The sequence below is a fragment of the Caulobacter sp. GW821-FHT10E02 genome (assembly GCF_059415225.1).
Genome location: NZ_JBWKMV010000001.1, coordinates 1,430,497 through 1,454,232, shown reverse-complemented (window position 1 = coordinate 1,454,232; position 23,736 = coordinate 1,430,497). Strand labels below are relative to the sequence as shown.

Below are 23,736 nucleotides of genomic sequence, written 5' to 3'. Positions count from 1 at the left end.
CGTGCGCGTTTTGGGCGCCGACTTGTGCCCTTCGTCGCAACTTTTGCCGAGTTTGGCGAAAACTTGGCTCTACGTAACAGCGTTGAAATAAGCTCGTTCAACAACACCGTCATAGGGACGCGGTAGGGTCTCCTTCCCGAGCGTCACTGACCAGACCATCCCATGGCTGAAACCGTCACCATTTCCCGCGATGTCTTCCAGCGCCTCCGCTCGCGCCTGCCGGCGGTGACGCGCGAGCATCTGTTCGACTGCTATGCGATCAGCGAGACCACCTGGACCAAGCTGCGTGACGGCAAGCCGGTGAAGCGCTCGACGCTGGACCGCATCCTGGCCAAGCTCGCGGCGCTGGACGCCCGGACGGCCGCCAAGAGCGTCGCGGCCTGAAGTCCCGAGGCCATTAGGCGGCAGCGGCTTGAGCCGCTGTCGCGCAAGCACGTTCAACGCCCTCTCCGGAAACGGGGAGGGCTTTTTCGTGTCGCGATCGCCCACCCGTCTTTTCTCATGTTCCGAGTGCAATGTGCGAATCGGCACATACCTATGGATGTATTTGAATGATTGTCCCCTTAAGCGTGCATTGATCGCGCCTTGCACGTTGGCCGCACGACCCCCTCGTGCGCGCCGCCCCGCGCGACAAAGGGAACAACCATGAGCCAGATCATCGACATCAATGTTGTTTTCGACACCGAGACCCTCGTCTCGAAGTATCCTAACCCCAGCCAGAACTCGAACGCTCCGACCGGCATCGCCCACCAGGACGCGTACATGATCGCCCAGGCCTCCGACGTGCTGGGCGGCCAGGCCACGGCCGACCTGAACGTCTCGGCCAGCATCGGCGACGTCGTCCGCTGGCGCTCGGAGTCGCTGTCGGGCAATTCCGATCAGAGCGTGGTCATCTACAATATCGTGAAGTTCTCGGGCACCGCGGTGACCGGGCCGATCCAGCCGATCACCGCCAGCCCGACCATGCCGATCCCGAATTCGGCCAATCCGGTGCAGTACACGCCGACCTCGCAGTACGACTACTACCTGAACGCCAACGTCACGACGAACGGGACCGAGGGCTATCAGGTCTGGTTCTACATCGTGCAGCGCAACCACTCGACCCTGACGACCATCGGCTACTACTACTGGGATCCGACCCTGACGGTGTCCTGAAGCCTGTCCTGTTCCCGCCGTCGCTCCGGCGACGGCGGGCCTTGGCGCCTCGCGCGCCGCCTCCGAACGGATCGTCAGCCATGCGCTCGCCCCTGAACGTGACCGCCGTCTTCGACACCCAGTTCATCCTGACCGAGACCCAAGACCCCAGCCAAGACCCCGAGCAGCCGACCCCGGCGCCGGAAAAGGCGGTCTATCTGATCGCCGCCAACGCCCTCGGCCCGATGGGCGGACGCCGCCTGGTCCTGCCTTGCGAGCGCGAAGACGCCCTGGCCTGGCGCGGCCTGACCCTGTCCGGCGACGCCGACCAGAGCGTGATCATCTACCGGATCGACCACGCCGACGGCGTCCGTTCCACCGGCCCGGCCCTGGCGGTCTCGAACGAGGTGCCTCAGCCCGTTCCGGACAGCCAGTCGCCGACGGAATATTCAGTCGAACCGCAGTACGACTATCACCTGACCACGCCGATCAGGGCCTTGGGAGAGCAGATCACCCGGCTGGACTTCTACATCGTCGACCGCCAGCACTCGACGCTGACGACGCTGGGCTATTTCTCATGGAACGCGACGTTGGTCCTGGCCGCGCGCGATGAACCGATCGAGCCGCCAGAGGATCCATCGGCGGACCCGCCGGATCCGGACGTGACGCCTGACAAGCCGTCGGAAACCTAGCGCCGCCGGCGATCTTTATGCCGCCCTTATGGGGCGGCCCAGCTTCGACATAGAGCCCTTACGCTCGCACATGGTCCAAGGCCTCCAACAAAGGAGGCCCTTATGGCTGATCTTATCTTTGGGGCGCTGGCGCTTGGCCTGTTCGCCCTGTTCGGCGCTTTCGCCGCCGCGCTGAGGCGCGTGTGACCATGCTCGTGAACTTCCTGTGGGCCGCCGGGGCGATCGTCGTCGCCGGCTACATGGTCGCGGCGATGCTGCGACCCGACAAGTTCTGACGGACATACTCCTATGAATTGGCAAGGGTGGGCGGAGATCGCCCTCACGCTTGGCCTGGCGGTCGCGATTGGCTGGCCGCTGGGCGTTTTCATGTCGCGCGTCTGGAATGGCGAACGCACCTGGCTCGATCCGGTGATGAAGCCGTTCGAGGCCTTCTTCTACACCGCCTGCGGCATTGATCCGAAGAAGAGCCAGACCTGGCACGGCTATGCCGCCGCGCTGCTGGCCTTCAACCTGATCGGCTTCATCATCACCTACGCCGTCCTGCGCCTGCAGGGCGTACTGCCGCTGAACCCGCAAGGCTTCCCGGGCCTGTCGGGCCACCTGGCGTTCAACACCGCCATCAGCTTCGTCACCAACACCAACTGGCAAAGCTATGCGGGCGAGACGACCATGTCGACGCTCAGCCAGATGCTGGTGCTGACCACCCAGAACTTCGTCTCGGCCGCGACCGGCGCGACGGTGGCGGCCGCCCTGGCGCGGGCCTTCACGGCCAACAAGGGCGAAGGCGTCGGCAACTTCTGGGCCGATCTGATCCGCACCACGCTCTACGTGCTGCTGCCGGTCTCGTTCGTCGTGGCCGTGCTGCTGGTCGCCCTGGGCATTCCCCAGACCCTGTCAGCGGGTGTCCTGGCCCATACGATGGAAGGCGCCGAGCAGAAGATCTCGCTCTACGCCGTGGCTTCGCAGGAAGCGGTCAAGATGCTGGGCATCAACGGCGGCGGCATCTTCAACGCCAACTCCGCGCACCCGTTCGAGAACCCGACGGCGCTGACTAACCTGATCACCGCGATCTCGATCAACGTGCTGGGCTGGGCCGCCTTCTTCGCTTTCGGTCGTAGCGCCTTCGCCAAGAAGGACATCCGCGCCCTCGTGATCGCCGCCTCCGTACTGCTGTTCGCTGGCGCGGCGACGATCTACGCCACCGAGACCCGTACGCCTCCGGCCCAACTGGCCGCCGGTGTCGAGACGACGGTCAACATGGAAGGCAAGGAGGTCCGCTTCGGCGCGCCCGCCACGGCCGCTTGGGCCGCCGCGACGACCGGCGCCTCGAACGGTTCGGTCAACGGCATGCACTCCAGCCTGATGCCGCTGGGCGGCGGCATGGCGATGTTCCTGATGCACCTGGGCGAGATCCTGCCCGGCGGCATCGGCTCGGGCATCGCCGTCATGGTGGTCATGGCCATCCTGGCCGTGTTCGTCGCCGGTCTGATGGTGGGCCGCACGCCCGAATACATGGGCAAGAAGATCGAGGCTCGCGAAGTGAAGCTATCGATCTTGGCGGTCCTGGCCATCCCGGTCTCGACCCTGGGCTTCGCCGCCATCGCCGCGGTGTTGCCGGAAGCCTTGAAGGGCCTGATGCACTCGGGGCCGCACGGCCTGTCGGAGATCCTCTACGCCTACACCTCGGCCACGGCCAACAACGGCTCGGCGTTCGCTGGTCTGACCGCCAACGCGCCGTGGTGGGACACGACCCTGGGCGTCTCCATGATGCTGGGCCGCTTCCCGCCGATCATCGCGGTGCTGGCCATCGCCGGCGCCCTGGCGGCCAAGCCCAAGCTGGCCCCGTCGGCCGGCACGCTGCCCACGCACGGCGGTCTCTTCGTCGGCCTCCTGATCGGGGTGATCCTGATCCTCGGCGGCCTGCAATTCTTCCCCGCTCTGGCCCTGGGTCCGATCGTCGAGCACTTCCAAGCGCTCGCCTTCGTGGCCGGCCACTGATCCAAAGGGATCACTCCTATGACAACCGTTGAAACCCATGCCGGCGAGGGGCGTCGCTCCATCGCCGGCGGCCTCTCCGGGGCGGTCCTGGCCCGCGCGGCCAAGGACAGCTTCGTGAAGCTGGATCCGCGCAAGCTGACCAGCAACCCGGTGATCTTCGCCACCTGGATCGTGGCCCTGCTGTCGACCGTCTCGGCGGTCGCGGCCATCGCCGCCCACCAGTCGGCGGGCTTCGCCATCCAGGTCGCCCTGTGGCTCTGGGCCACGGTGCTGTTCGCCAACCTAGCCGAGAGCGTCGCCGAAGGGCGGGGCAAGGCCGCGGCCGACAGCCTGCGCGCCGCCCGCGTCACCACCAAGGCCAAGCTGATCGTCGACCCGAAGACCGGGACCTGGGTCCCGACCCCGGCCCACAAGCTGGGGGTAGGGGAGATCGTCCTGGTCGAGGCCGGCGACGTCATCCCGACCGACGGCGAGATCATCGAGGGCGTGGCCAGCGTCAACGAAGCCGCCATCACCGGTGAGAGCGCCCCGGTCATCCGCGAAAGCGGCGGCGACCGCTCGGCCGTCACCGGCGGCACCACGGTGGTCTCGGACTGGCTGAAGATCCGCGTCACCGCCGCGCCGGGCTCGACCTTCCTCGACCGCATGATCGCCATGGTCGAGGGCGCGGACCGTCGCAAGACGCCGAACGAGATCGCCCTGGCCGTGCTGCTGGCGGGTCTGACCCTGATCTTCCTGATCGCGGTCGTCACCCTGCTGGGCCTGGGTAAGTTCTCGGGCGTCAACCTGGACCCGATCGTGCTGGGCGCGCTGTTCATCACGCTTATTCCAACGACCATTGGCGGACTCCTGTCCGCAGTCGGCATCGCCGGCATGGACCGCCTGCTGAAGGTCAACGTCCTGGCCACCTCGGGCCGGGCCGTGGAAGCGGCCGGCGACGTCGACACCCTGCTGCTGGACAAGACCGGCACCATCACCTTCGGCAACCGCATGGCCACCGAAGTGATCCCGGCTCCCGGCGTCCGTCCCGACGTCGCCCTGCGCGCCGCCCTGATGGCCTCCATGGCCGACGAGACCCCGGAAGGCCGCTCGATCATCGAGCTGGGCCGCAACCAGGGCGTCGTGGTCGAGGCTCCGGCCGGCGCCACCGCCATCGCCTTCAGCGCCACGACCCGCCAGTCGGGCCTGGACGCCGATGGCCGTAGCTGGCGCAAGGGCGCGGTCGACGCCGTCTACCGTTCGCTGGCCCTGGATCCCAAGGCCGTCCCGGCCGAGGTCGCCGCCGCCGTGGATCGTATCGCCCGCTCGGGCGGCACGCCCCTGGCCGTCAGCGAGGACGGCGCCCTGGTCGGCGTCATCCACCTGAAGGACGTCGTGAAGCCCGGCGTGAAGGCCCGCTTCGCCGACCTGCGCCGCATGGGCCTGCGCACCGTGATGATCACCGGCGACAACCCGGTGACCGCCGCGGCCATTGCTTCGGAAGCCGGCGTCGACGACTTCCTCGCCGAGGCCACGCCGGAGGACAAGCTGCGCCTGATGCGCGACGAGCAGGCGAAAGGCCGTCTGGTCGCCATGTGCGGCGACGGCGCCAACGACGCCCCGGCCCTGGCTCAGGCCGATGTCGGCGTGGCCATGCAGACCGGCGCCCAGGCCGCCCGCGAGGCCGGCAACATGGTCGATCTGGACAGCGATCCCACCAAGGTCATCGAGATTGTCGAGGTCGGCAAGCAGATGCTGATCACCCGCGGCGCGCTGACGACCTTCTCGATCGCCAACGACGTGGCCAAGTACTTCGCCATCATCCCGGCGATGTTCGTGGTGGCGCTGCCGGCCCTGGGCGCGCTGAACGTGATGCATCTGCACAGCCCGCAGAGCGCCATCCTGTCGGCGGTGATCTTCAACGCCCTGATCATCGCGGCGCTGATCCCGCTGGCCCTCAAAGGCGTGAAGTACCGCGCCATCGGCGCCGGCAAGCTCCTGTCGCGCAACCTGACCGTCTACGGCCTGGGCGGCCTGATCGCCCCGTTCGTCGGCATCAAGCTGATCGACATGGTCATCTCGGCCCTGGGCCTGGCCTGATGCGGGACCCGATCGTGAAAGACCTGATCTTCGGCGTCGTCGCGATCGGGATCCTCTTCCTGGCGGCCTGGTCCGCCTAACTATCTTCCTCTGAAAGAACCCCTCCAATGACCTCCCAGTTCGCTTTCCGTGTTCTCGCCGCCGCCTCGGCCCTGGCCCTCTCGGCCGGCGTCGCGCAGGCTCAGGACGCCCCGAAGCTGAGCTACAATGTCGGCGTCGCCTCGGACTACGTGTTCCGCGGTGTTTCGCAGACCAACGAGAACGCCCAGCTGTTCGGCGGCGTCGACCTGGCCGCCGGCAAGTTCTACGCCGGGACCTGGGCCTCGAACGTCGACTTCGGCGACAAGACCGATGCGGAGATCGACCTCTATGCCGGCTACAAGCCGACCCTGGGCCCGGCCTCGCTGGACTTCGGCGTGATCTATTACGGCTATGCCGGTGCGCCGAAGGGCGCCGACTACGGCAATGTCGAGTTCAAGGCCGCCGGCTCGATCCCGGCCGGCAAGGGCGCCCTGGGGGCTGCGGTGTTCTACAGCCCCGACAGCTTCGGCGCCGCCGACGAGGCCGTCTATTACGAGCTGAACGGCAGCTATCCGATCGTGGACAAGCTGTCGGTCTCCGCCGCCGTCGGTCGCCAGACCTACAAGGGAACCGGCGACTACACGACCTGGAACCTCGGCGCGGCCTACGCCATCAGCGACAAGCTGACCCTGGACCTGCGCTACCACGACACCGGCGAACACACCTTCGGCAAGCTGTACGGCAGCCGCGGCGTCATCTCGCTCAAGGCCGCCTTCTAAGGAGACGCCGCCATGCTTTCGCATCTTCGTCCGGCCCTGGTTTCCATGGGCCTCTTCACCGCGCTGCTGGGCCTGGCCTATCCGCTGGCCGTGACCGGCGTCGCCCAGGCGGCGTTCCCGGCCCAGGCCAACGGCAGCCTGGTCCGCGACGCCAAGGGGACGGTCATCGGCTCGTCCCTGATCGCCCAGGGCTTCAGCAAGCCTGAGTACCTGCATCCGCGTCCGTCGGCGGCCGGCAACGGCTACGACGCCTCGGCCTCCAGCGGCTCGAACATGGGTCCGCTGAACGACAAGCTGATCGAGCGCGAGACCACCGACGCCAAGGCGCTGCGGGCCGAAAACCCCGGCGTGGCCATTCCGGCCGACGCGGTCACCACCTCGGGCTCGGGCCTGGATCCGGACGTCTCGCCGGCCAACGCCCGCTTCCAGGCGCCGCGCATCGCCAAGGCCCGTCAGGTCCCTGTGGGCGAGGTCCAGGCCGTGATTGACGCCCAGACCAAAGCGCCGCTACTGGGCTTCATCGGCCAGCCGGCGGTGAACGTCCTGGCCGTCAACCGGGCGCTCGACGCGCGTTTCCCGAAGGACGGCTAGTTGCCAACCGAGGATCGCTCCCAAACCGAACCTGGGCGTCCCGATCCCGAGGCGCTCCTGGCCGCCGCCAACAAGGCGCGCCGGGGGCGCCTCAAGGTGTTTCTGGGCATGGCCCCGGGCGTGGGCAAGACCTACGAGATGCTGCGCGCCGCCCGCCGTCGGAAGGCCGAGGGCGTCGATGTCCTGATCGGTGTCGTCGAGACCCACGGCCGCCGCGAGACCGAGAGCCTGCTGCGCGGCATGGAGGTCCTGCCGCGCAAGTCGATCGAGCATCGCGGCAACGTGCTGATGGAGTTCGACATCGACGAGGCCCTGGCGCGCAAGCCCAAGGTGCTGCTGGTCGATGAGTACGCTCACTCCAACGCCCCCGGCTCGCGCCATCCCAAGCGCTGGCAGGACGTCGAGGAGTTGCTGGACGCCGGCGTCGATGTCTGGACCACCCTGAACGTCCAGCACCTGGAGAGCCTGGTCGAGGTCATCCTGCGCATCACCGGCGTGCGCCAGCGCGAGACCGTGCCCGACAGCGCCCTGTCGCGCGCCGACTCCATCGAACTGGTGGACATCACGCCCGAGGAACTGCGCGAGCGGATGGCGGCCGGCAAGGTCTATGTCCCCGAGACCGCGCGGCTGGCGGCGGACAATTTCTTCAAGGTCGAGAACCTCACCGCCCTGCGCGAACTGGCCCTGCGTCGCGCGGCCCAGACGGTCGATGACCAGCTGGTCGCCGCCATGCGCGAGAAGGGTGTCGAAGGTCCCTGGGCGGCCGGCGAGCGGATCCTCGTCCTGGTCAGCGGCGACGCCATGGCTGGCTCGCTGGTTCGCGCGGGCCGCCGGCTGTCGGACATGATGATGGACGCGCCGTGGATCGTGGCCCACGTCGAGCGCACCGACCGGCCGGTGGCCGGGGCGGGCAGCGCCGCGCGGCTTGGCGAGGCTTATAGGCTGGCCGAGCAACTGGGCGGCACGACCGTGGCCCTGACCGGCGGCGACATCGTCGCGACCGTCATGGCCTATGCCCGGCGCAGCAACGTCACCCAGATCGTCATCGGCAAGACGGTCGAGAGCTATTGGCGCGAGCGCCTGGGCCGGTCGCTGGCCTCGGCCCTGCTGCGCGAGGCGCGCGGCGTGGCGGTGCACGTGGTCACCGAGGCCAGCCACGAGCGCGAGCCGAAACCGGCCAAGCCGTTCGGGCTGGGCGCCTGGCAGGGCTATGCGGTCGGGGCGCTGTTCGTCCTGGCCGCCACGCTGAGCGCCTGGGGCCTGGACGTCGTCTTCGACCACGTCGATCTGGGAATGATCTTCCTGGCCGCCGTGCTGGCCGCTGGGGTGCTGCACGGCCTACGGCCGGCGCTGGTCGCCGCGACCGTGGCGTTCTTCATCTACAACTACCTGTTCCTGGAGCCGCGCTACAGCCTGGCGATCGGCGCTCCGACCGACTTCATCACCTTAGTGGTGTTCTGGGCCGTGGCCCTGGCGTCCGGCGGCCTGGCGGGCCGGGTCCGCGACCAGGCCCTGGGCTCGCAGCGTCGCGCCGCCGCCGTCGCCACCTTGCTGGCCGCTAGCCGCACGCTTTCGGCGGCCTCTGGCAAAGACGCCGTCGCGCGGGCCCTGGCCGAGCAGGTCGCCGCCGCGGCCGGCGGGCGCTCGCTGGTGCTACTGCCGCAGGGCGAAGAGCTCGCGCCCGTCGCCGGCGCGCCCAACCTGGAGGCGCTCGACGCCGCCCAGATGGCCGCCGCCCGCTGGGCCTGGGAGAAGGGGGAGGCCGCCGGCTTCGGCACCGGCACCCTGCCTCAAGCCCGCTGGACCTTCTGGCCGCTGCAGGGCGTGCGCGCTCGCACCGGCGTGGCGGGGATCGAGGCTGGAGCGGCTCCGCCGGGCTCGGAGCTGGAGCGGCTAGTCCTGGCGCTGCTGGAGCAGGGCGCCGTGGCGCTGGAGCGCTCGCAACTGGCCTCCGAGGCGCTGGAGACGGAGACTTTGCGCCGCGCCGACCGCTTCCGTTCGGCCCTGATGAACTCGGTCAGCCACGACCTACGCACGCCGCTGTCCACGGTATTGGGCGCGTCCAGCACGCTGCTCGACTACGGCGACAAGATGAAGAAGGCCGTGCGCGACGACCTGCTGGTCAGCATCCGCGAGGAGGCCGAGCGGCTCAGCCGCTACGTCGCCAACCTGCTGGACATGACCCGGCTGGAAGGCGGGGGCTTGAAGCTGCGCACCGACTGGGTCGACGTGCGCGACGTGCTCAACGCCGCCGGCGAGCGGGTGACCCGTCGCCTCGGCGGGCGGACCCTGGCGCGGGACTATCCGACCTCCCTGACCTTGGTCCAGGCTGACGCGAGCCTTCTGGAGCAAGTCATTGTCAATATTCTGGAAAACGCCATCACCTACAGCGAGGCGGGCAGTCGGATCGAACTGGCGGCCTATGAGGATCGCGGCAATGTCGTGATCAGCGTCGAGGACGAGGGCAGGGGCGTGCCGCCCGCCGAGCTGGAGCGGATCTTCGACAAGTTCCGCCGCATGGAGGAGCCTAGCGACCGCCACCAGGGCGCCGGCCTGGGCTTGGCCATCGCCAAAGGCTTCGTCGACGCCATGGGCGGCCGGATCGCCGCCGCCAGCCCGATCCACGACGGACGCGGCACCCGGATGCTGATCAGCCTGCCCAAGACCATCGCCACGCCGCGTGATCTGCTATGACCAGCGCCATGAGTTCGCGACAGCGCATCCTCGTCATCGACGACGAGCCGCAGATCCATCGCTTCCTGGGTCCCGCTCTGGACGCGGCCGGCTACGAGCCGCTGCGCGCGGACGGCGGCCAGGAGGGCCTGCGCGGCATCGCTCTGTGGTCGCCAGACGCCGTGGTGCTGGACCTTGGCCTGCCCGACATGGACGGCAAGGAGGTGCTGGAGAAGGCGAGGGCGTTCTACGACGGCCCGATCCTGATCCTGTCGGCCCGCGACCGCGAGATCGAGAAGATCGAGGCTCTAGACCGGGGCGCCAACGACTATGTCGAGAAGCCGTTCGGGGTCGGCGAACTGCTGGCCCGCCTGCGCGCCGCCATGCGCCAGGCCGGCCGCGCCCAGGCGCCCAGCGGTCCGATCCGCGCCGGCGATGTCGAGATCGATCTGGAAAAGCGCCGCGTCACCCGCGCCGGCGAGGCCGTGAAGCTGTCGCCGCGCGAATACGACGTGCTGGTGCGCCTGGCCCAGGGGCACGGCAAGGTGCTGACCCACAAGGAGCTGCTGACGGCCGTCTGGGGTCCCGCCCACGCGCAGGACACCCAGTACCTGCGCGTCTTCGTCGGCCAGCTGCGTCAGAAGCTGGAGGCCGACCCGGCCTCGCCCAAGCTGCTGCAGACCGAGCCGGGCGTCGGCTACCGCTTCGTGGACGACGGGGCCTAGCTGCGGCGGACGCGGATGGCTGGCTGGCTGCCGATCTTCATCATGTAGCTGCCCATCGACGCCTTCTTGACCTCGATCGTGTCGCCGGCCTTGGGCGGCTTGCCCACCGGCGTATCGTCGATCTGGCGCCAGACCGCGCCGTCTTCCAGCGTGACGACCAGCCGCTGCTCGGCGTCGACGCGGGCGCTCTTGACCACGGACTGCAGCTTCTCGGTCTCGGCCTTGTCGACGCCCTTTTCCAGGATCGACAGCGTCGGCAGTTCCAGGCCGAACGCCTGGCGCCGGGCGGCGCGGGCGGTCTGCTTGTCGATGATGATGACCTCGCCGCTCTCCTGGGCCTTGGTCACCGACTGCGTGGCCTTGTCGTAGCAGGCCAGCCGCTCGGCGTCGGCGGTGATGGCGCGGCAGGCCTTCAGCGCGGCGATCACCGCCGGCTCGGCGGGTTCGGCGGCGAAGGCGGGGGCGGCCATCAGGGTCATGGCGGCGGCGAGCAGCAGCTTGGTCATCGGGACTCCTTACGCGGCCGAGCTTAGGCGGCTTTTGGCGCGTCGCCCAGCAGCCATCCGGTCAGCGACAGTCGCTTGGCGTCGGCATAGGAGGCGACCTGGGCCACCGAGTGGGCCGTGGGCACCTTGAACAGGGTCAGCACGTTGAACTCCGGCTTGAAGCCGCGCGTCACGTTGCCCTCGGCGTCGTGGAACAGCAGCTGGCCGCCCCAGTCGGCGCGCCACTGGCGGGTGAAGCCCAGGGTGAAGGCGGCCAGACGCGTGTCCTTGCGGTGGCTGTCGTCGTGCAGGGTGAGGAAGTCGCCAGCGCGATAATAGGACGCCTGGGCCCGCACGCCCATCACGTCCGGCGCGCCGATCACCCGGCGGCCGAAGTCCAGGAAGTCCTCGCTCTGCAGAAACTGCGTCGCGCGATGGATCGGCGCCTCGGTGCTGCGCAGATATTCGTCCTGCAAGGCATAGGACATGTGCACGAAGGAAAAGCCCTTCGCCGCGCGCTTGAGCGCACTTTGCAGGAACTGACGGACCTGGGCCTCGCCGAATTTCTTGATGACCTCAGGCGTGATGACCAGCGTTTCCAGGGTCTCGTCCGGCGCGACGATGCTCCAGGTCAGGCCCTCCATGGTCCTGGCGACATCCTCGGCGTCGGCTGGCGTCAGGAAGACCGGGATCTGCACGAACCCATCGCGCGCGAACCGCGTCGCGAACGTCTCGACCGCCAGGTCGCCGTTGATTCTGAGGGGAGGGTGCGTGGGCATGTCGGACTCGTCGGTACTGCTTCGCGAGCATGGATTTGCTCGGATTTTATTCAAGAGGTGCTTTTCGTCCCCGTGCAACTGCCCCTGTGGCGCAATCGCCATTTACCTGGGGCGACTTGTCGCAGGTATGCGTGCGTCTCAAGTCGAAAGACGAATATTGTCGGCAAAACGACGTTCTCAGGTCGCGCTTCGTAGCATACCATCGCCTCGAAATGAGTTTCGGAAGTAACTTTTTCCGGCCTGTTCATGGGGGGTGATCTGTATCGGCAACGTCGTTTGATTAGGGCGAAAACGTCGATTACCGGTCGATTACTTCGTAGATTTTATACGACATTGCGATGTCGCAACGAAGTCACCCACCTCCATCTCGTTGAAAATACACAAACTTGACCAACCGGCCATCTGGCCCTGTGTCAGGTGCGTCACATTTGGGTCACAGGTGGAAATTTCCTGGGCATTTCGCCCCTGGGACTAATTGACCAAGGGTCGTCGAATTCCACTCTTGCTCGCAAATCCCGGTTCCAGGGGGGACGGGGGAGCGTCGCATGCCCATCCGCAGGGCGCGGCGTATAAGTTTTGGAGGTGGAATTTGTTTAGTGTAGCGACCCGTAGAAAGCGCCTGCTGGCGTCCTCGATCCTTTGCGGTTTCATGCTGCCGGCGGCTGGCGCCTGGGCGCAACAAGCGACTCCGGATGAGTCGGCTCAGGTCGAAGAAATCGTCGTCACTGGTTCGCGCATCGCGCGTCCCGACCTGACCTCCTCGAGCCCGGTCGCCCAGGTTGGCGCCCAGGAGCTCAAGCAATCGGGCGTGGTGAACACCGAAAACCTGCTGAACACCCTGCCGCAGGCCGTTCCGGGCATCACCTCGACCGTCAACAACGGCAGCAACGGCACCGCCACGGTCAACCTGCGCGGCCTCGGCTCGAACCGCACCCTGGTGCTGGTGGATGGCAAGCGCCAGACCCCGACCACCCAGGGCGGCAGCGTCGACCTGAACCTGATCCCGCCGGCCCTGATCAAGCGCATCGACGTCGTGTCGGGCGGCGGTTCGGCCGTTTACGGTTCGGACGCCGTCGCCGGCGTTGTGAACTTCGTGCTGAAGAACGACTTCGAAGGCCTGGAATTCACGGCCGGCTATCAGGACACCGACAAGGGCGAAGCCCCGATCTATTCGTCGGACCTGACCATCGGCGCCAACTTCGCCGATCGTAAGGGCAACGTCGTCCTGAGCCTGGGCTACAACAAGCGTGAAGCCCTGACCCAAGCCAAGCGCGGCGGCATGCTGAGCACGGCCTGGGGTGACAACGCGACCAAGACTGGCCTCGTGCCGTCGGGTTCGGGTTCGAACGAGCCGGGTCAAGTCGGCGCCTTCGTCGCCGGCAAGTTCATCACCCTGCCGGGCGTGGCCAACAACGCCGCCAACGCCGCGCTGTTCCTGACGGACGGCAACGTCCGCCTCTACAACTCGGCCACCGACACCTACAACTTCGCGCCGACCAACTACGTCCAGACGCCGCAAGAGCGCTTCTCGGTCACGTCGATGGCTAGCTACGAAATCAAGCCGGGCCTGACGGCCTACGCCAAGGGCAACTTCGTCAACAGCCAGGTCGTGACCCAGCTGGCGGCGACCCCGGTCGGCAGCCGTACGTTCCGCTTCTCGCTGGACAACAACCCCTTCCTGACCGCGGCTGCTAAGCAAGCTCTGAACAGCCTGGGTTCGTCGACCGCCTACACCATCCCGGCCTCGAGCTCGTGGACGGCCGGCACGTTCACCGACCTCGACGCGAACGGCAACGGCATCTTCGACACCGTCACCGGCGTGTTCAACCGCCGCCTGAGCGAAGTCGGCCCGCGTATCTCGAAGTTCAACTTCTTCGGCTACCAGATGCAGCTGGGCGTGAAGGGTGACATCTCGGCCATCAACGGTGGCTTCGACGTCTACTACCAGTACGGCAACACGCACGGCAGCAACTCGCTGATCGGCGACACCAGCCTGGCTCGCATCCAGCAAGCCCTGCTGCTGAACGCCGCCGGCACCGGCTGCTTGGATCCGTCGGGCGGCTGCGTGCCGATCAACCTGTTCGGCCAAGGCAACATCTCGAAGGCTGCTGCGGAATTCATCAAGACCCGCATCAACTCGTCGCAAGACTATGAGCAGCAGTACGCCGGCTTTAACATCAACGGCGACACGGCGAACATGTTCTCGCTGCCGGCCGGCCCGATCGGCTTCGCCGTCGGCGCTGAATACCGTGCGGAAGAGTTCGCCTTCCTGCCCAGCCAGGATCTGGCCACCGGCAACCTGACGGGCTTCAACGCCAGCCCGCCGGTCTCGGGTCGCTTCGACGTCTACGAAGGCTACGCCGAAGTCCTGGTTCCGCTGCTGAAGGACCTGCCGCTGATCAAGGCGCTGGACCTGGAACTGGCCGGCCGTACGTCGGACTACACGGGCCAACCGCACCCGGTTAAGACCTGGAAGGTCGCCGGTTCGTGGAAGGTGTTCGACGACCTGATGCTGCGCGCTTCGTACAACAAGGCGATCCGCGCTCCGTCGATCGGCGACCTGTACGCTCCGCAATCGAACGGCTTCCCGACCGCTACCGACCCCTGCTCGGCCCGTGGCGCTCCTAACGCCCAGATCCGTCAGGCCTGTATCAACTCGGGCGTCGCGGCCAGCGTCGTCGGTCTGATCAACGCCAACCAGCAGACCCAGACCCTGTCGGGCGGCAACCCGAACCTGCGTCCGGAAGAAGGCAAGACCTTCACGGCCGGCTTCGCCTACACGCCGTCGTGGCTGCCGGGCTTCTCGATGACCGCCGACTACTTCGACATCAAGATCAACGACGCTATCGCCTCCTTCGGCGGCAGCGCGTCGAACGTGATGAACGTGTGCTACGGCACGCTGGTCAACGGTAACCCGAGCTCGCCGTACTGCCAGGCGATCCGTCGCCTCGCCAACGGCTCGATCGACTTCGTTTCGCTCACCGCGCAGAACGTCGCCACGATCACCACGGCCGGCTTCGACGTCGGCGTGACCTATCGCACGACCATGGAAAACCTGGGTCTGCCGGATTGGGGCTCGCTGACCTTCCGCTCGCTGTACACCAACACCTGGGACTCGACCACGACGCCGGACGAGATCTCGGCCCCGGTGAAGTGCGCCGACAAGTTCGGCACGCGCTGCGGCAACCCGACCCCGCGCCACAAGCTGCGTTCGACCATGAACTGGACCAAGGACCAGTTCGGCGTGAACCTGGTTTGGAGCCACCTGGACGACGTCAACGACGACGCTCCGGGCACGGTCTACACCGTCGAGCGTATCGGCGCGAAGAACTACTGGGATCTGTCGGGCGACTGGAGCATCAACGACAACGTCGCCTTCACGGCCGGCGTGCGCAACCTGACGCAAGAGTCCTATCCGATCCTGGGCGGCAACGCCTCGCCGTCGAACAGCGGTTATCCCGCCGCTTACGACGTCCTGGGCCGGATGTTCTTCATCAACGCCCGCCTGCGCTACTAGGAGATACGACCCTCTCCGGCGTTCGCGCCGGGGAGGGGACCTCTCGCGAGAAGGCCCGCCTCGATCACTCGAGGCGGGCCTTTTTGTGTTTGATTTCAGCTCTTTGCCGCTTGAAGCTCAGCGCGGCACGATGTCGAAGGCCATGGTCAACCGGTGGCCGGGGTCGGAGAACGGTCGCGTGCCGTGCCAGAAGCACGACGGAAAAAGCACCAGCGTCCCGCGCTCGGGCTTGACCATGTGCTCGGCGGCCAGGGCAGGGGATGTCGGCGCCCCCGGCCGACCGAACTGCAGCCAGCCCTCACGGGCCTCGCCGTCGTCGACCGCCGGCGGCAGGTCCAGATAGAAGGCCGACGAGATCCAGCCCTTCGGGTGGACGTGATCGGCGTGGAAGCCGTCCGACCGCAGGCGCACCGACCAGCCGCCGGCGAACTCGAAATCGGCCGAGCGCCGCGCGCGGATCGGATCATCGCCGGGACCCAGGTCCTCGACGTAGCGCGCCACCGCCTTGCGGGCCGAAGCGAAGAACGCCCGCACCAGCGGGTCCTCGGACCGATCCAGTGACGGCACCTGGGTGCCGCCGCGCAGCGACTGCTGCAGCGGATGGGTCTTCAGGTCGTGCAGCTCCAGCAGCCGCGTGCGCAGCGCCTCCAGGAAGGCCTCCAGATCGGGCCAGCCGTCCGGCGTCTCCAGGCGATAGGCGCGGACCAGCTGGTCGTGATCGCTGAACGGCGCCAGGCGCGGATCCTGCGTCAACCGCCAGGCGGTGTTGCGCAGCGCCAAAGCGTACTGGTCCAGCGGCGTGGCCGCGAGCAGCCGCTCGGCGATCTGCGCGGCAGCCTGCGCTTGGCCGGTGGCCAGCAGGGCCTCGCAGAGCACGGCGTGCACCTCGGGCGCGGCGGGCGCCATGCGCTCGGCCACCTGGACGTGGGTCAGCATCCGCTGGGCGTCGCCGACTGCGCCGGCCGCGCGGGCGGCGGCCAGGAGCAGCAGGACGTCGTTCGGCGCGCGTTGCAGCGCGTCTTCCAGCGCCGTATCGGCGGCCGTGTGATCGCCGGCGAAGGTCAGCACCGTGCTCTTGATCAGCCACAGCCCGGCATCGCCTGGATGCTGTCGCAGCGCGGCCTCCAGCACGGCCAGCGCCTGATCCTGGCGTCCCGAGCGCATCCAGCGCAGTTGGGCCAGGTCCAGATGCGCGGCCGCGTAGTTGGGACGGCGCGCCAGGGCGGTTGTGAAGGCCTTTTCGGCGTCGTCGTACCGCCGCAGGCCTTGCAGCGCCTTGCCCAGCACCAGCCAGACCTCGGGCGCGTCCAGGCCCAGCGCCAGCGTCCGGCGCGCGGCGGCTTCGGCCTCGGCGTCGATGTTCAGATCGCCCAGCGTGGCGGCCAAATTGTACCAGGCGAAGCGATCCGACGGCGAACGCATCACGGCGCGGCGATTGAACGCCACGGCGTCGCTGACGCGGCCCAGGGCCTTTAGCGCGGCGGCGTGCGCCATCAGCAGGCTCGGCGTCGCGCCGCTGGCCTGCGCCGCGAATTGTGTCAGACTCGAAGCTTCGGCGGCGTCGCCGTTGTCGATGAGAAACCAGGCTTTCTGGGTCAGTGTGTCGGTCATGAGCCGTGCCGAATTACGAAGCTGTAATATTAGAAAGACCACCGGACCGTTCATAGTGCTAATCGATATTTCCGATAATATATCTTAGACGATAAATATCTCAGCGCGGCCAGGTGGGCCGGAATTGGGAGCCGCCCCTGCGTCGACAGCGGCGGATCGTGGCGCTGTGATGCGCCAGCCCGTGAGCGGTCCTTGTTTGGCGTGAGTGGGAGCTCGCCGTCAGTGGACGGTGTCGCGGCGCCTGGCGCCTGATCCGCGAGCACGGCGACGGCCATCCGTTCGAAGCAGCCCGACCAATCTCGCGCAACTCGATCTGAACGTTGATTGCGCCGGAGCGTTACTTTCGCGACTTCAAAGAAAACGATCGTACCAATGTGCAATAACGATCGTACGCTCAATTATTATTCTGACTAATTTCCACGTCCTGACGACGATTCTCACCAAATCGCAGAATGACTTCGTCTAATTTCGGATAATTCCTCCGCCGTACGATCGTTATCCGGCGTCGCTATTCTTTCATATATCCGTAAATAAAATGGCGGATGACAAAGTTATGACCCCCTCCTCTAGCGGCGCCAAGGCGTCGCCGCAGGTTTCAACCATCCAGGTCGGGGGATCGACGTGACCATCAAGAAACTGGCGCTGGCCAGCACCATCATCGCGCCGCTGTTCATCGCGCCTTGCGCCTTCGCCCAACAGGCCAGCGCCGCCCAGGACGACACCTCGGTCGACACCGTGGTCGTCACCGGCTCACGCATCGCCCGCCCGGAGCTGGAGTCGGCCATGCCGATCTCGGTGATGAGCATGGAGCAGATCAAGGATTACGGCCGCATCACCGTCTATGACGCCCTGATGCAGAACCCGGCCATGGGCCCGGGCCTGGGCGAAGCCAGCTCGCTGGGCCAGGAATATGACGCCGGCGTCGCCAACATCAATCTGCGCAACATGGGTAACAACCGCTCGCTGGTGCTGGTCGACGGCCATCGCTGGGTGTCGGGCGGCGCGCGCACCTCGGCCGTCGACGTCAACACCATTCCCACGGCCCTGATCGACCGCTTCGAAGTGGTCACCGGCGGCGCCGCGGCTGTCTACGGCGCCGACGCGGTGACCGGCGCGGTCAACGTGGTGATGAAGAAGCAGATGAAGGGGCTGCACCTCAGCGCCACCACCGGCATTTCCTCGCACAGCGACGCGCGCCAGTCGGACTTCACGGCGGCGACCGGCTTCGACTTCGCCGAAGGGCGCGGCCACGTCGTGGTCGGCGGCAACATCTCGACCACCGACAAGCTGCGCAGCACCGAGCGTTGGATCAATCGCGACGTCTACAGCGCCAACCCGGCCAATACCGGTCCGAACGACGGCATCCCCGACCGCCTACTCTATCGCGACTACCGCGTCATGTACCGCTCGCTGGTCCCGACCTGGTGCATGTACAACGGCAAGAACGCCTGCGGGAACAACAACGGCCAGTGGTACCAGTACGTCAACGGCCAGGTCGTGGCCGTGCCGAAGGACAGCTACGGCATCGTCACCGCCGGCGAGACCGGCGGCCAGAACGGCGGTCCGGGCCTGAACGGCAACGAGAACCACTTCATCCGCAACGGCTCCAACCGCCAGTCGGTCTACGCCAACGCCAACTACAAGTTCACCGACGACCTGGTGTGGAACGGCACGCTGAGCTTCACGCGCAGCACCACGCGCGGCGCCGGCGAGTTCCCCGAGTACCGCTCGGACGCCCGAACGGGCAAGATCTGGTGGGGCAAGGACGGCGTCGCCAACACCGGTGAGATCGCCACCCTGACCAACCCGTACCTGCCGGCCGCCATGCGCGACTACATGGTCGCCAACGGCCTGACCTCGCTGGGCCTGGATCGCAGCTACAACAACCTGCCCCAGACGATGGAGAACCACGACCGTCGCAACTTCCTGATCGGCAGCGACATCACCGGCAAGCTGACGCGCAAGCTGAACTGGACCGCCTTCGCCCGCTACGGCCAGGTGGACGACGACTGGACCACGACCAACATGGTCGGCCGCGACCAGTGGCTGTTCGCCCGCGACAGCATCAAGGACGCCAGCGGCGCCATCGTCTGCCGCGACGCGACCGCCCGCGCCGCCGGCTGCAAGCCGCTGGACTTCTTCGCGACCGCCCGGCCGTCGCAGGACGTGCTCGACTACCTGATGTTCGATCGCTTCGAGAAGACCCGCAATTCGATGATGAACGCCGGCGTCAGCGTCGATGGCGAGCTCTTCAACCTGCCGGCTGGCGCGGTGAAGGCTTCGGTCGGCGCCGAATGGCGTCAGGAGAAGCTGGACACCCAGGACGATCCGGACAAGGCCAAGCTGTCGACCATCGTCTACACGCCGGGCAACGACTTCGCCCTGCACCCCGACTTCCACCACAAGCGCGAGACGACCGAAGCTTTCGCCGAAGTGGTCGTGCCGGTGCTGGCCAACCTGCCCTTCGCCCGCAAGCTGCAGGTCGAAGGCGCCTACCGCTATTCCGATTACAGCGACAACGACAGCACCGATACCTGGAAGGCCGGCCTGACCTGGCAGCCGGTTCGCGACCTGACCTTCCGCGGGACCAAGTCGCACTCGATCCGCGTGCCCAACTTCGGCGAGCTCTACACGCCGATCAGCTTCTCCAGCTACGGCAAGATCGATGACCCCTGCTCCAGCGTCTACATCGCGCTGAAGCCGAACCGTCAGGCCAACTGCCAGGCGACCCTGCCGGGCGTGAAGTTCCCGGTCCCCTACCCCAACCTCAACGTGCCGATCGTCTATAGCGGCGGCAATCCGGACCTGGAGCCGGAGACCTCGAACTCGCTGACCTACGGCGTCGTGATCCAGCCGCGCTTCCTGCGCAACTTCGACATGACGATCGACTATTGGGACATCAAGGTCGGCAACGTCATCACCTCGCTGGCCTACACCACGCTGATGAACAACTGCGTGGACTCCGCCGGCGGCCCGGACATGGCCTACTGCCAGTACGTGATCCGCAACCCGGCCGGGACGCGCGACACCGACGGCACGCTGATCGAGGGCTCGGTCAAGGAAGTCCGCACCCAGTTCGCCAACCTGGCCGGCCAGCGCGTGCGCGGCATCGATCTGTCGGCCCGCTACCGCACCGAAGTCGGCCCCGGCATGCTGCGCCTGACCTTCGCGGGCACCAAGCTGCTGGAGCAGACGACAATCTCGGAGAAGGGCAAGGCGGGCATCGACTATGCCGGCCAGTGGAACTACCCGACCTACAAGGCCACGCTGACCACCAGCTATGATCTCGGCCGGTTCACCTTCGGTCTGAACAACCGCTACGTCAGCAAGAGCAAGTACGCGATCAACTCGACGGACGAGTACAACGAGTTCCCGAACGTTCGGGCCTTCATCTACAAGGACATCAACATCACCTGGCATGCGAAGAAGAACTTCGACATCGCCCTGGGCGTGAAGAACATCGACGACTACGGCGTGCCGCCGGCGATCCAGGACACCGCGATCTCGCCGCACGGCACGGGTGACGGCCGCAACATCGGTCCGGCCTATTACGACGCGATCGGTCGCTACTTCTTCCTGAAGCTCGACGCCTCGTTCTAGCCTGGTCGGGCGGCGTCGCTCCCCTCGGCGCCGCCCGTTTCGGTCCGACCAAAAGACCGAAAGTGGCTTGACCAATAATTGGACTGGCCAGATATCTCGTTCCCAAGAGTAAAGCTTGGGAGGCTTCTATGAAGACCGCATGGCTCGCCGCCGGCGTCCTGATCGCCATCGCGCCCGCCGCGCACGCCGCCGACTACGGCCTGCTGGGCCCGACCTTCGGCAAGGGCGCCGTCTCCCCTGCCCTCAAGGACGCGATCGTCGCGCGAGCCACGGCCACGCTGGACCGCCCGCCCGGCGCCATCCCCCACGCCCACACCGAAGGCACCCTGCCCGGCAAGGGCATCCGCGAGATCAGCATCAAGGCCCGCGAGGACCAGCCGATCGTGCTGAATTTCGCTCTCGCCTACCGCCTGACCGGGGATCGCAAGTTCCTGGAGGCCACGGGCCGCTATCTCGAGAACTGGGCCGACATCTACCAGATCTCGTTCAACCCGATCGACGAGACGGGCTTCGACACCCTGGTCATGGCCACCGACCTGACCGACGCCGACCTCCCCGCCCCGATCCGCGCCAAGGTCGACGCCTTCTGGCGCAAGATGGCCGTCGGCTATCTGGACGCCATGGATGCGGGGCCGAAGAACGCCCAGACCAACTGGCAGAGCCACCGCATCAAGATGGCGACCATGGCCGCCTTCCAGACCGGCGATGCCAAGCTGATCGCCCGGGCTCGTGAGGCCTTCCGCAAGCAGATCGGCGTCAATCTCTATGCCGACGGCTCGACCTTCGACTTCCACGAGCGCGACGCCCTGCACTACGTCACCTACAACCTCGATCCGCTGATGATGGCCGCCCTGTCGGCCCAGGCGCACGGCGAGGACTGGTTTGGGTTCAAGAGCGCCAGCGGCTCCAGCCTGCCGAACTCGCTGGACTGGCTGGCCGCCTATGCGAAGGGCGAGAAGACGCACAGCGAGTTCGTCAATTCCAAGATCCAGTTCGACCGCGACCGCGCCAATTCCGGCCAGAAGGAATACGCCGCCCACGACTGGGACGTCTCCAACGGCGTCGGCACCTACACCTTGGCCAGTCTGCTGGACGCCAGGTACCTGCCCCTGCGCGACGACCTGGTGAAGCGCACCGGCAAGAAACCGGCGCCGTGGGCCGAGATCCTGCGGTCCTCGCGGCCATAAGTTGACCCAGGTCCTCCCGCCTGCCTTGATCGCGGGCTGGAGGACTTGATGACTCGCTCGAACCGTATCCTGACTGGCGCCGGCGTTTTCGTGCTCGTGGCGGTGTTGGTCGGGGCCTATCTGGCCTCGCCGGTCTTCGCCCTGAAGAGCCTGACCGAGGCGGCCAAGGCCAGCGACAGGGCCAGGCTGGAGCGCGCCGTCGACTTCCCGGCCGTGCGCGAGAGCCTGAAGCTGCAGCTCAAGGCCAGCATGACCCGCAAGTTCGAGGAAGATCCCAAGCTGCGCGACAACCCGTTCGCCGCCTTCGGCCAGATGCTGCTGGTCGGCGTGGTCGACAAGGCGGTCGACACCTATGCGACCCCGGACGCCATCGCCACCATGGTCGCGACCAGCGAGCCGCCCAAGAGCATCACCGCCACGCCGGGCGGCCCGGTCATCGAGCAGCCGCAGCCCGAGGTGAAGACGCCCAAGGCCAAGTCCGATGTCGAGGTCAAATACGGCTACCAGGACCTCGACCACTTCCGCGCTACCTATCGCGACCGCAAGAATGGCGACCAGGAGCCATTCGGCCTCGTGCTGAAGCGCCACGGCGTGTTCGGCTGGAAGCTGGTGAAGATCGAACTGCCGGGCCTCGACTAGGCTAGCCGCCAGTCGATCACGGTTCCTTCGTAGGCGTCACAGCCCCGGCCGATGCCGGCGATGGCGCGGGTTATGGCGCCGTCGCGCTGCAGAATCGTGTCGGCCAGGGCGACCATCAGCGGGTTCGGCGTGGCTTCCGGGCAGAGCGCGCGGAGCTCGGCGGCCAGCGCCTGTTCCTCGCCCGACTGGGTCGCGCAAGCCAGGACATAGGCGGCCGCTGTCGAGCGGCTGACGCCGGCGAAGCAGTGGATTAGCAGCGTGGGCGTTTCGCGTAGCGCCAGGATCGTCTCGATCATCGCCGTCGAGGGGACAATGAGGCCTTCACGTTCCTCGACGATGTCGTTGAATCGCAGAAGGGTTCTCGGCTGCGCGACGACCGGCGGCGTGGCGTCCGGCGAGATCAGCGACAGGACGTGGTCAGCCTCGCCCGCCAGCCGTTCGACCGCCGTGATCGGTCCGACCAGCAGCCTCATGCCAGGGCCGCCGCGCCGAGCAGAAAGCCGACCTCGAACACCTGCTCGACCGCGCCCAGCACGTCGCCGGTGTGCCCGCCGATCAGGCGCTTGGCGGTCAGCGCGACGAAGGCGGCCAGCAGGGCGCCGCCCGCGAGGCCAACCAGGATCGCCCCCGGTGGCAGCAGGGTCAGCGGCCAGGCGGCAATCAGCAGGGCGACCAGCACCTCGCCGGTCCGCACCCCCTGCGGCACAGGCTTCCACTTGCCCGCCTCGCCGCTGGGCGCGTAGGGCGTCAGGCGCATGACCGTCACGGCGGCGGCGCGGCCCAGGCCGTGGGCGGCCAGCAGTAGGACAGCGGCAATTGGCGTCGAGGCTAACACCGCACCCTTCAGGGCGAGCACCGCGACCAGGGCGCAGGCGCCGTAAGTCCCGATGCGGCTGTCCTTCATGATCTCCAGCCGCCGCGCCGGCGTCTGGCCGCCGCCCAGGCCGTCGGCGGTGTCGGCCAAGCCGTCCTCGTGGAAGGCGCCGGTGATCAGCAGGCCTATGGCAAGCGCCAGGATCGCCCCGACCGGCGCGCTCCACAGCCGCTCGCCGACCAGCAGCACCCCGGCGCAGACCGCGCCGACGCCCTGCCCGACCAGCGGGAAATAGCGGGCCGAGCGGGTGATCCAGTCGGGCTCGAAGGTCTTCAGCGTCGGCGTCGGCACACGCGTCAGGAACTGGACCGCACAGACCAGCAGCCGGACCTGATGCGCGAGCCAACCCATG

At 67.1% G+C, this 23,736-nt stretch carries 19 protein-coding genes; 14 read left to right on the top strand and 5 right to left on the bottom strand.

Features of this window, described 5'->3' with window-relative positions; all coding sequences use genetic code 11:
* Nucleotides 1–162: 162 nt before the first annotated feature.
* The 10 genes from AC07NI_RS06505 (at nt 163) to AC07NI_RS06460 (ending at nt 10,692) form a co-directional block, all read left to right on the top strand.
* Entirely contained in the window at nt 163–384 is a 222-nt protein-coding gene (locus tag AC07NI_RS06505; RefSeq protein WP_494616908.1) for a hypothetical protein, read from the top strand.
* A gap of 261 nt (nt 385–645) precedes the next feature.
* Nucleotides 646–1,155 (top strand): inclusion body family protein, encoded by a 510-nt coding sequence (locus AC07NI_RS06500; protein WP_494616902.1) that lies wholly within the window; start codon nt 646–648, stop codon nt 1,153–1,155.
* Nucleotides 1,156–1,235: 80 nt separating this feature from the next.
* Entirely contained in the window at nt 1,236–1,826 is a 591-nt protein-coding gene (locus AC07NI_RS06495) for an AidA/PixA family protein (protein ID WP_494616898.1), read from the top strand.
* A gap of 182 nt (nt 1,827–2,008) precedes the next feature.
* Nucleotides 2,009–2,101, top strand: coding sequence for a potassium-transporting ATPase subunit F (locus tag AC07NI_RS06490; protein WP_143324376.1), 93 nt, complete (start codon nt 2,009–2,011; stop codon nt 2,099–2,101).
* Nucleotides 2,102–2,114: 13 nt separating this feature from the next.
* Entirely contained in the window at nt 2,115–3,824 is a 1,710-nt protein-coding gene (gene kdpA, locus AC07NI_RS06485; RefSeq protein WP_494616893.1) for a potassium-transporting ATPase subunit KdpA, read from the top strand.
* An 18-nt stretch (nt 3,825–3,842) separates the two neighbouring features.
* Nucleotides 3,843–5,903 carry a potassium-transporting ATPase subunit KdpB gene (gene kdpB / locus AC07NI_RS06480; RefSeq protein ID WP_494616888.1) on the top strand — a complete coding sequence of 687 codons (2,061 nt, stop codon included), beginning with the start codon at nt 3,843–3,845 and terminating at the stop codon, nt 5,901–5,903.
* 107 nt (nt 5,904–6,010) lie between these two features.
* A complete protein-coding gene (locus AC07NI_RS06475; protein WP_494616883.1) occupies nt 6,011–6,703 on the top strand; it encodes a TorF family putative porin in 693 nt (230 codons plus the stop codon).
* Nucleotides 6,704–6,715: 12 nt separating this feature from the next.
* Nucleotides 6,716–7,294 (top strand): potassium-transporting ATPase subunit KdpC, encoded by a 579-nt coding sequence (kdpC, locus tag AC07NI_RS06470; RefSeq protein ID WP_494616881.1) that lies wholly within the window; start codon nt 6,716–6,718, stop codon nt 7,292–7,294.
* Between the two features lie 108 nt (nt 7,295–7,402).
* Nucleotides 7,403–9,988, top strand: a complete 2,586-nt coding sequence (locus AC07NI_RS06465) for a DUF4118 domain-containing protein (protein WP_494618296.1) — start codon at nt 7,403–7,405, stop codon at nt 9,986–9,988.
* Between the two features lie 8 nt (nt 9,989–9,996).
* Nucleotides 9,997–10,692, top strand: a complete 696-nt coding sequence (locus tag AC07NI_RS06460) for a winged helix-turn-helix domain-containing protein (RefSeq protein WP_494616878.1) — start codon at nt 9,997–9,999, stop codon at nt 10,690–10,692.
* Here AC07NI_RS06460 and AC07NI_RS06455 read toward each other — a convergent pair.
* Together AC07NI_RS06455 and AC07NI_RS06450 are read right to left on the bottom strand one after the other, a co-directional pair.
* Nucleotides 10,689–11,198 carry a hypothetical protein gene (locus AC07NI_RS06455; RefSeq protein ID WP_494616874.1) on the bottom strand — a complete coding sequence of 170 codons (510 nt, stop codon included), beginning with the start codon at nt 11,196–11,198 and terminating at the stop codon, nt 10,689–10,691. The two genes, AC07NI_RS06460 and AC07NI_RS06455, sit on opposite strands and share 4 nt — an antisense overlap.
* 23 nt (nt 11,199–11,221) lie before the next feature.
* Nucleotides 11,222–11,956, bottom strand: coding sequence for a 2OG-Fe(II) oxygenase family protein (locus tag AC07NI_RS06450; protein WP_494616870.1), 735 nt, complete (start codon nt 11,954–11,956; stop codon nt 11,222–11,224).
* A 649-nt stretch (nt 11,957–12,605) separates the two neighbouring features.
* On the opposite strand from AC07NI_RS06450, the gene AC07NI_RS06445 reads away from it, so the two are divergent.
* Nucleotides 12,606–15,473 carry a TonB-dependent receptor domain-containing protein gene (locus AC07NI_RS06445; protein WP_494616869.1) on the top strand — a complete coding sequence of 956 codons (2,868 nt, stop codon included), beginning with the start codon at nt 12,606–12,608 and terminating at the stop codon, nt 15,471–15,473.
* 117 nt (nt 15,474–15,590) lie between these two features.
* On the opposite strand, the gene AC07NI_RS06440 is transcribed toward AC07NI_RS06445, so the two are convergent.
* Nucleotides 15,591–17,084 carry a putative 2OG-Fe(II) oxygenase gene (locus AC07NI_RS06440; protein WP_494616866.1) on the bottom strand — a complete coding sequence of 498 codons (1,494 nt, stop codon included), beginning with the start codon at nt 17,082–17,084 and terminating at the stop codon, nt 15,591–15,593.
* 621 nt (nt 17,085–17,705) lie between these two features.
* On the opposite strand from AC07NI_RS06440, the gene AC07NI_RS06435 reads away from it, so the two are divergent.
* From AC07NI_RS06435 to AC07NI_RS06425, 3 genes are all read left to right on the top strand, one after another.
* Complete coding sequence (locus AC07NI_RS06435) at nt 17,706–20,684, top strand: TonB-dependent receptor plug domain-containing protein (protein ID WP_494616862.1); 2,979 nt, start codon at nt 17,706–17,708, stop codon at nt 20,682–20,684.
* A 128-nt stretch (nt 20,685–20,812) separates the two neighbouring features.
* Entirely contained in the window at nt 20,813–21,871 is a 1,059-nt protein-coding gene (locus AC07NI_RS06430) for an alginate lyase family protein (protein WP_494616860.1), read from the top strand.
* A gap of 48 nt (nt 21,872–21,919) precedes the next feature.
* The gene (locus tag AC07NI_RS06425) at nt 21,920–22,510 is read left to right on the top strand and encodes a DUF2939 domain-containing protein (protein ID WP_494616859.1); all 591 of its coding nucleotides are present in this window, start codon (nt 21,920–21,922) and stop codon (nt 22,508–22,510) included.
* Here the strand turns inward: AC07NI_RS06425 and AC07NI_RS06420 are convergent.
* Both AC07NI_RS06420 and cobS read right to left on the bottom strand, forming a co-directional pair.
* Nucleotides 22,507–22,983: a tyrosine phosphatase family protein gene (locus AC07NI_RS06420; protein WP_494616858.1), complete on the bottom strand. Its 477-nt coding sequence runs from the start codon at nt 22,981–22,983 to the stop codon at nt 22,507–22,509. The two genes, AC07NI_RS06425 and AC07NI_RS06420, sit on opposite strands and share 4 nt — an antisense overlap.
* Entirely contained in the window at nt 22,980–23,735 is a 756-nt protein-coding gene (cobS, locus tag AC07NI_RS06415) for an adenosylcobinamide-GDP ribazoletransferase (protein WP_494616857.1), read from the bottom strand. Before cobS ends, AC07NI_RS06420 begins: the two co-directional genes overlap by 4 nt.
* Nucleotide 23,736 lies beyond the last annotated feature (1 nt).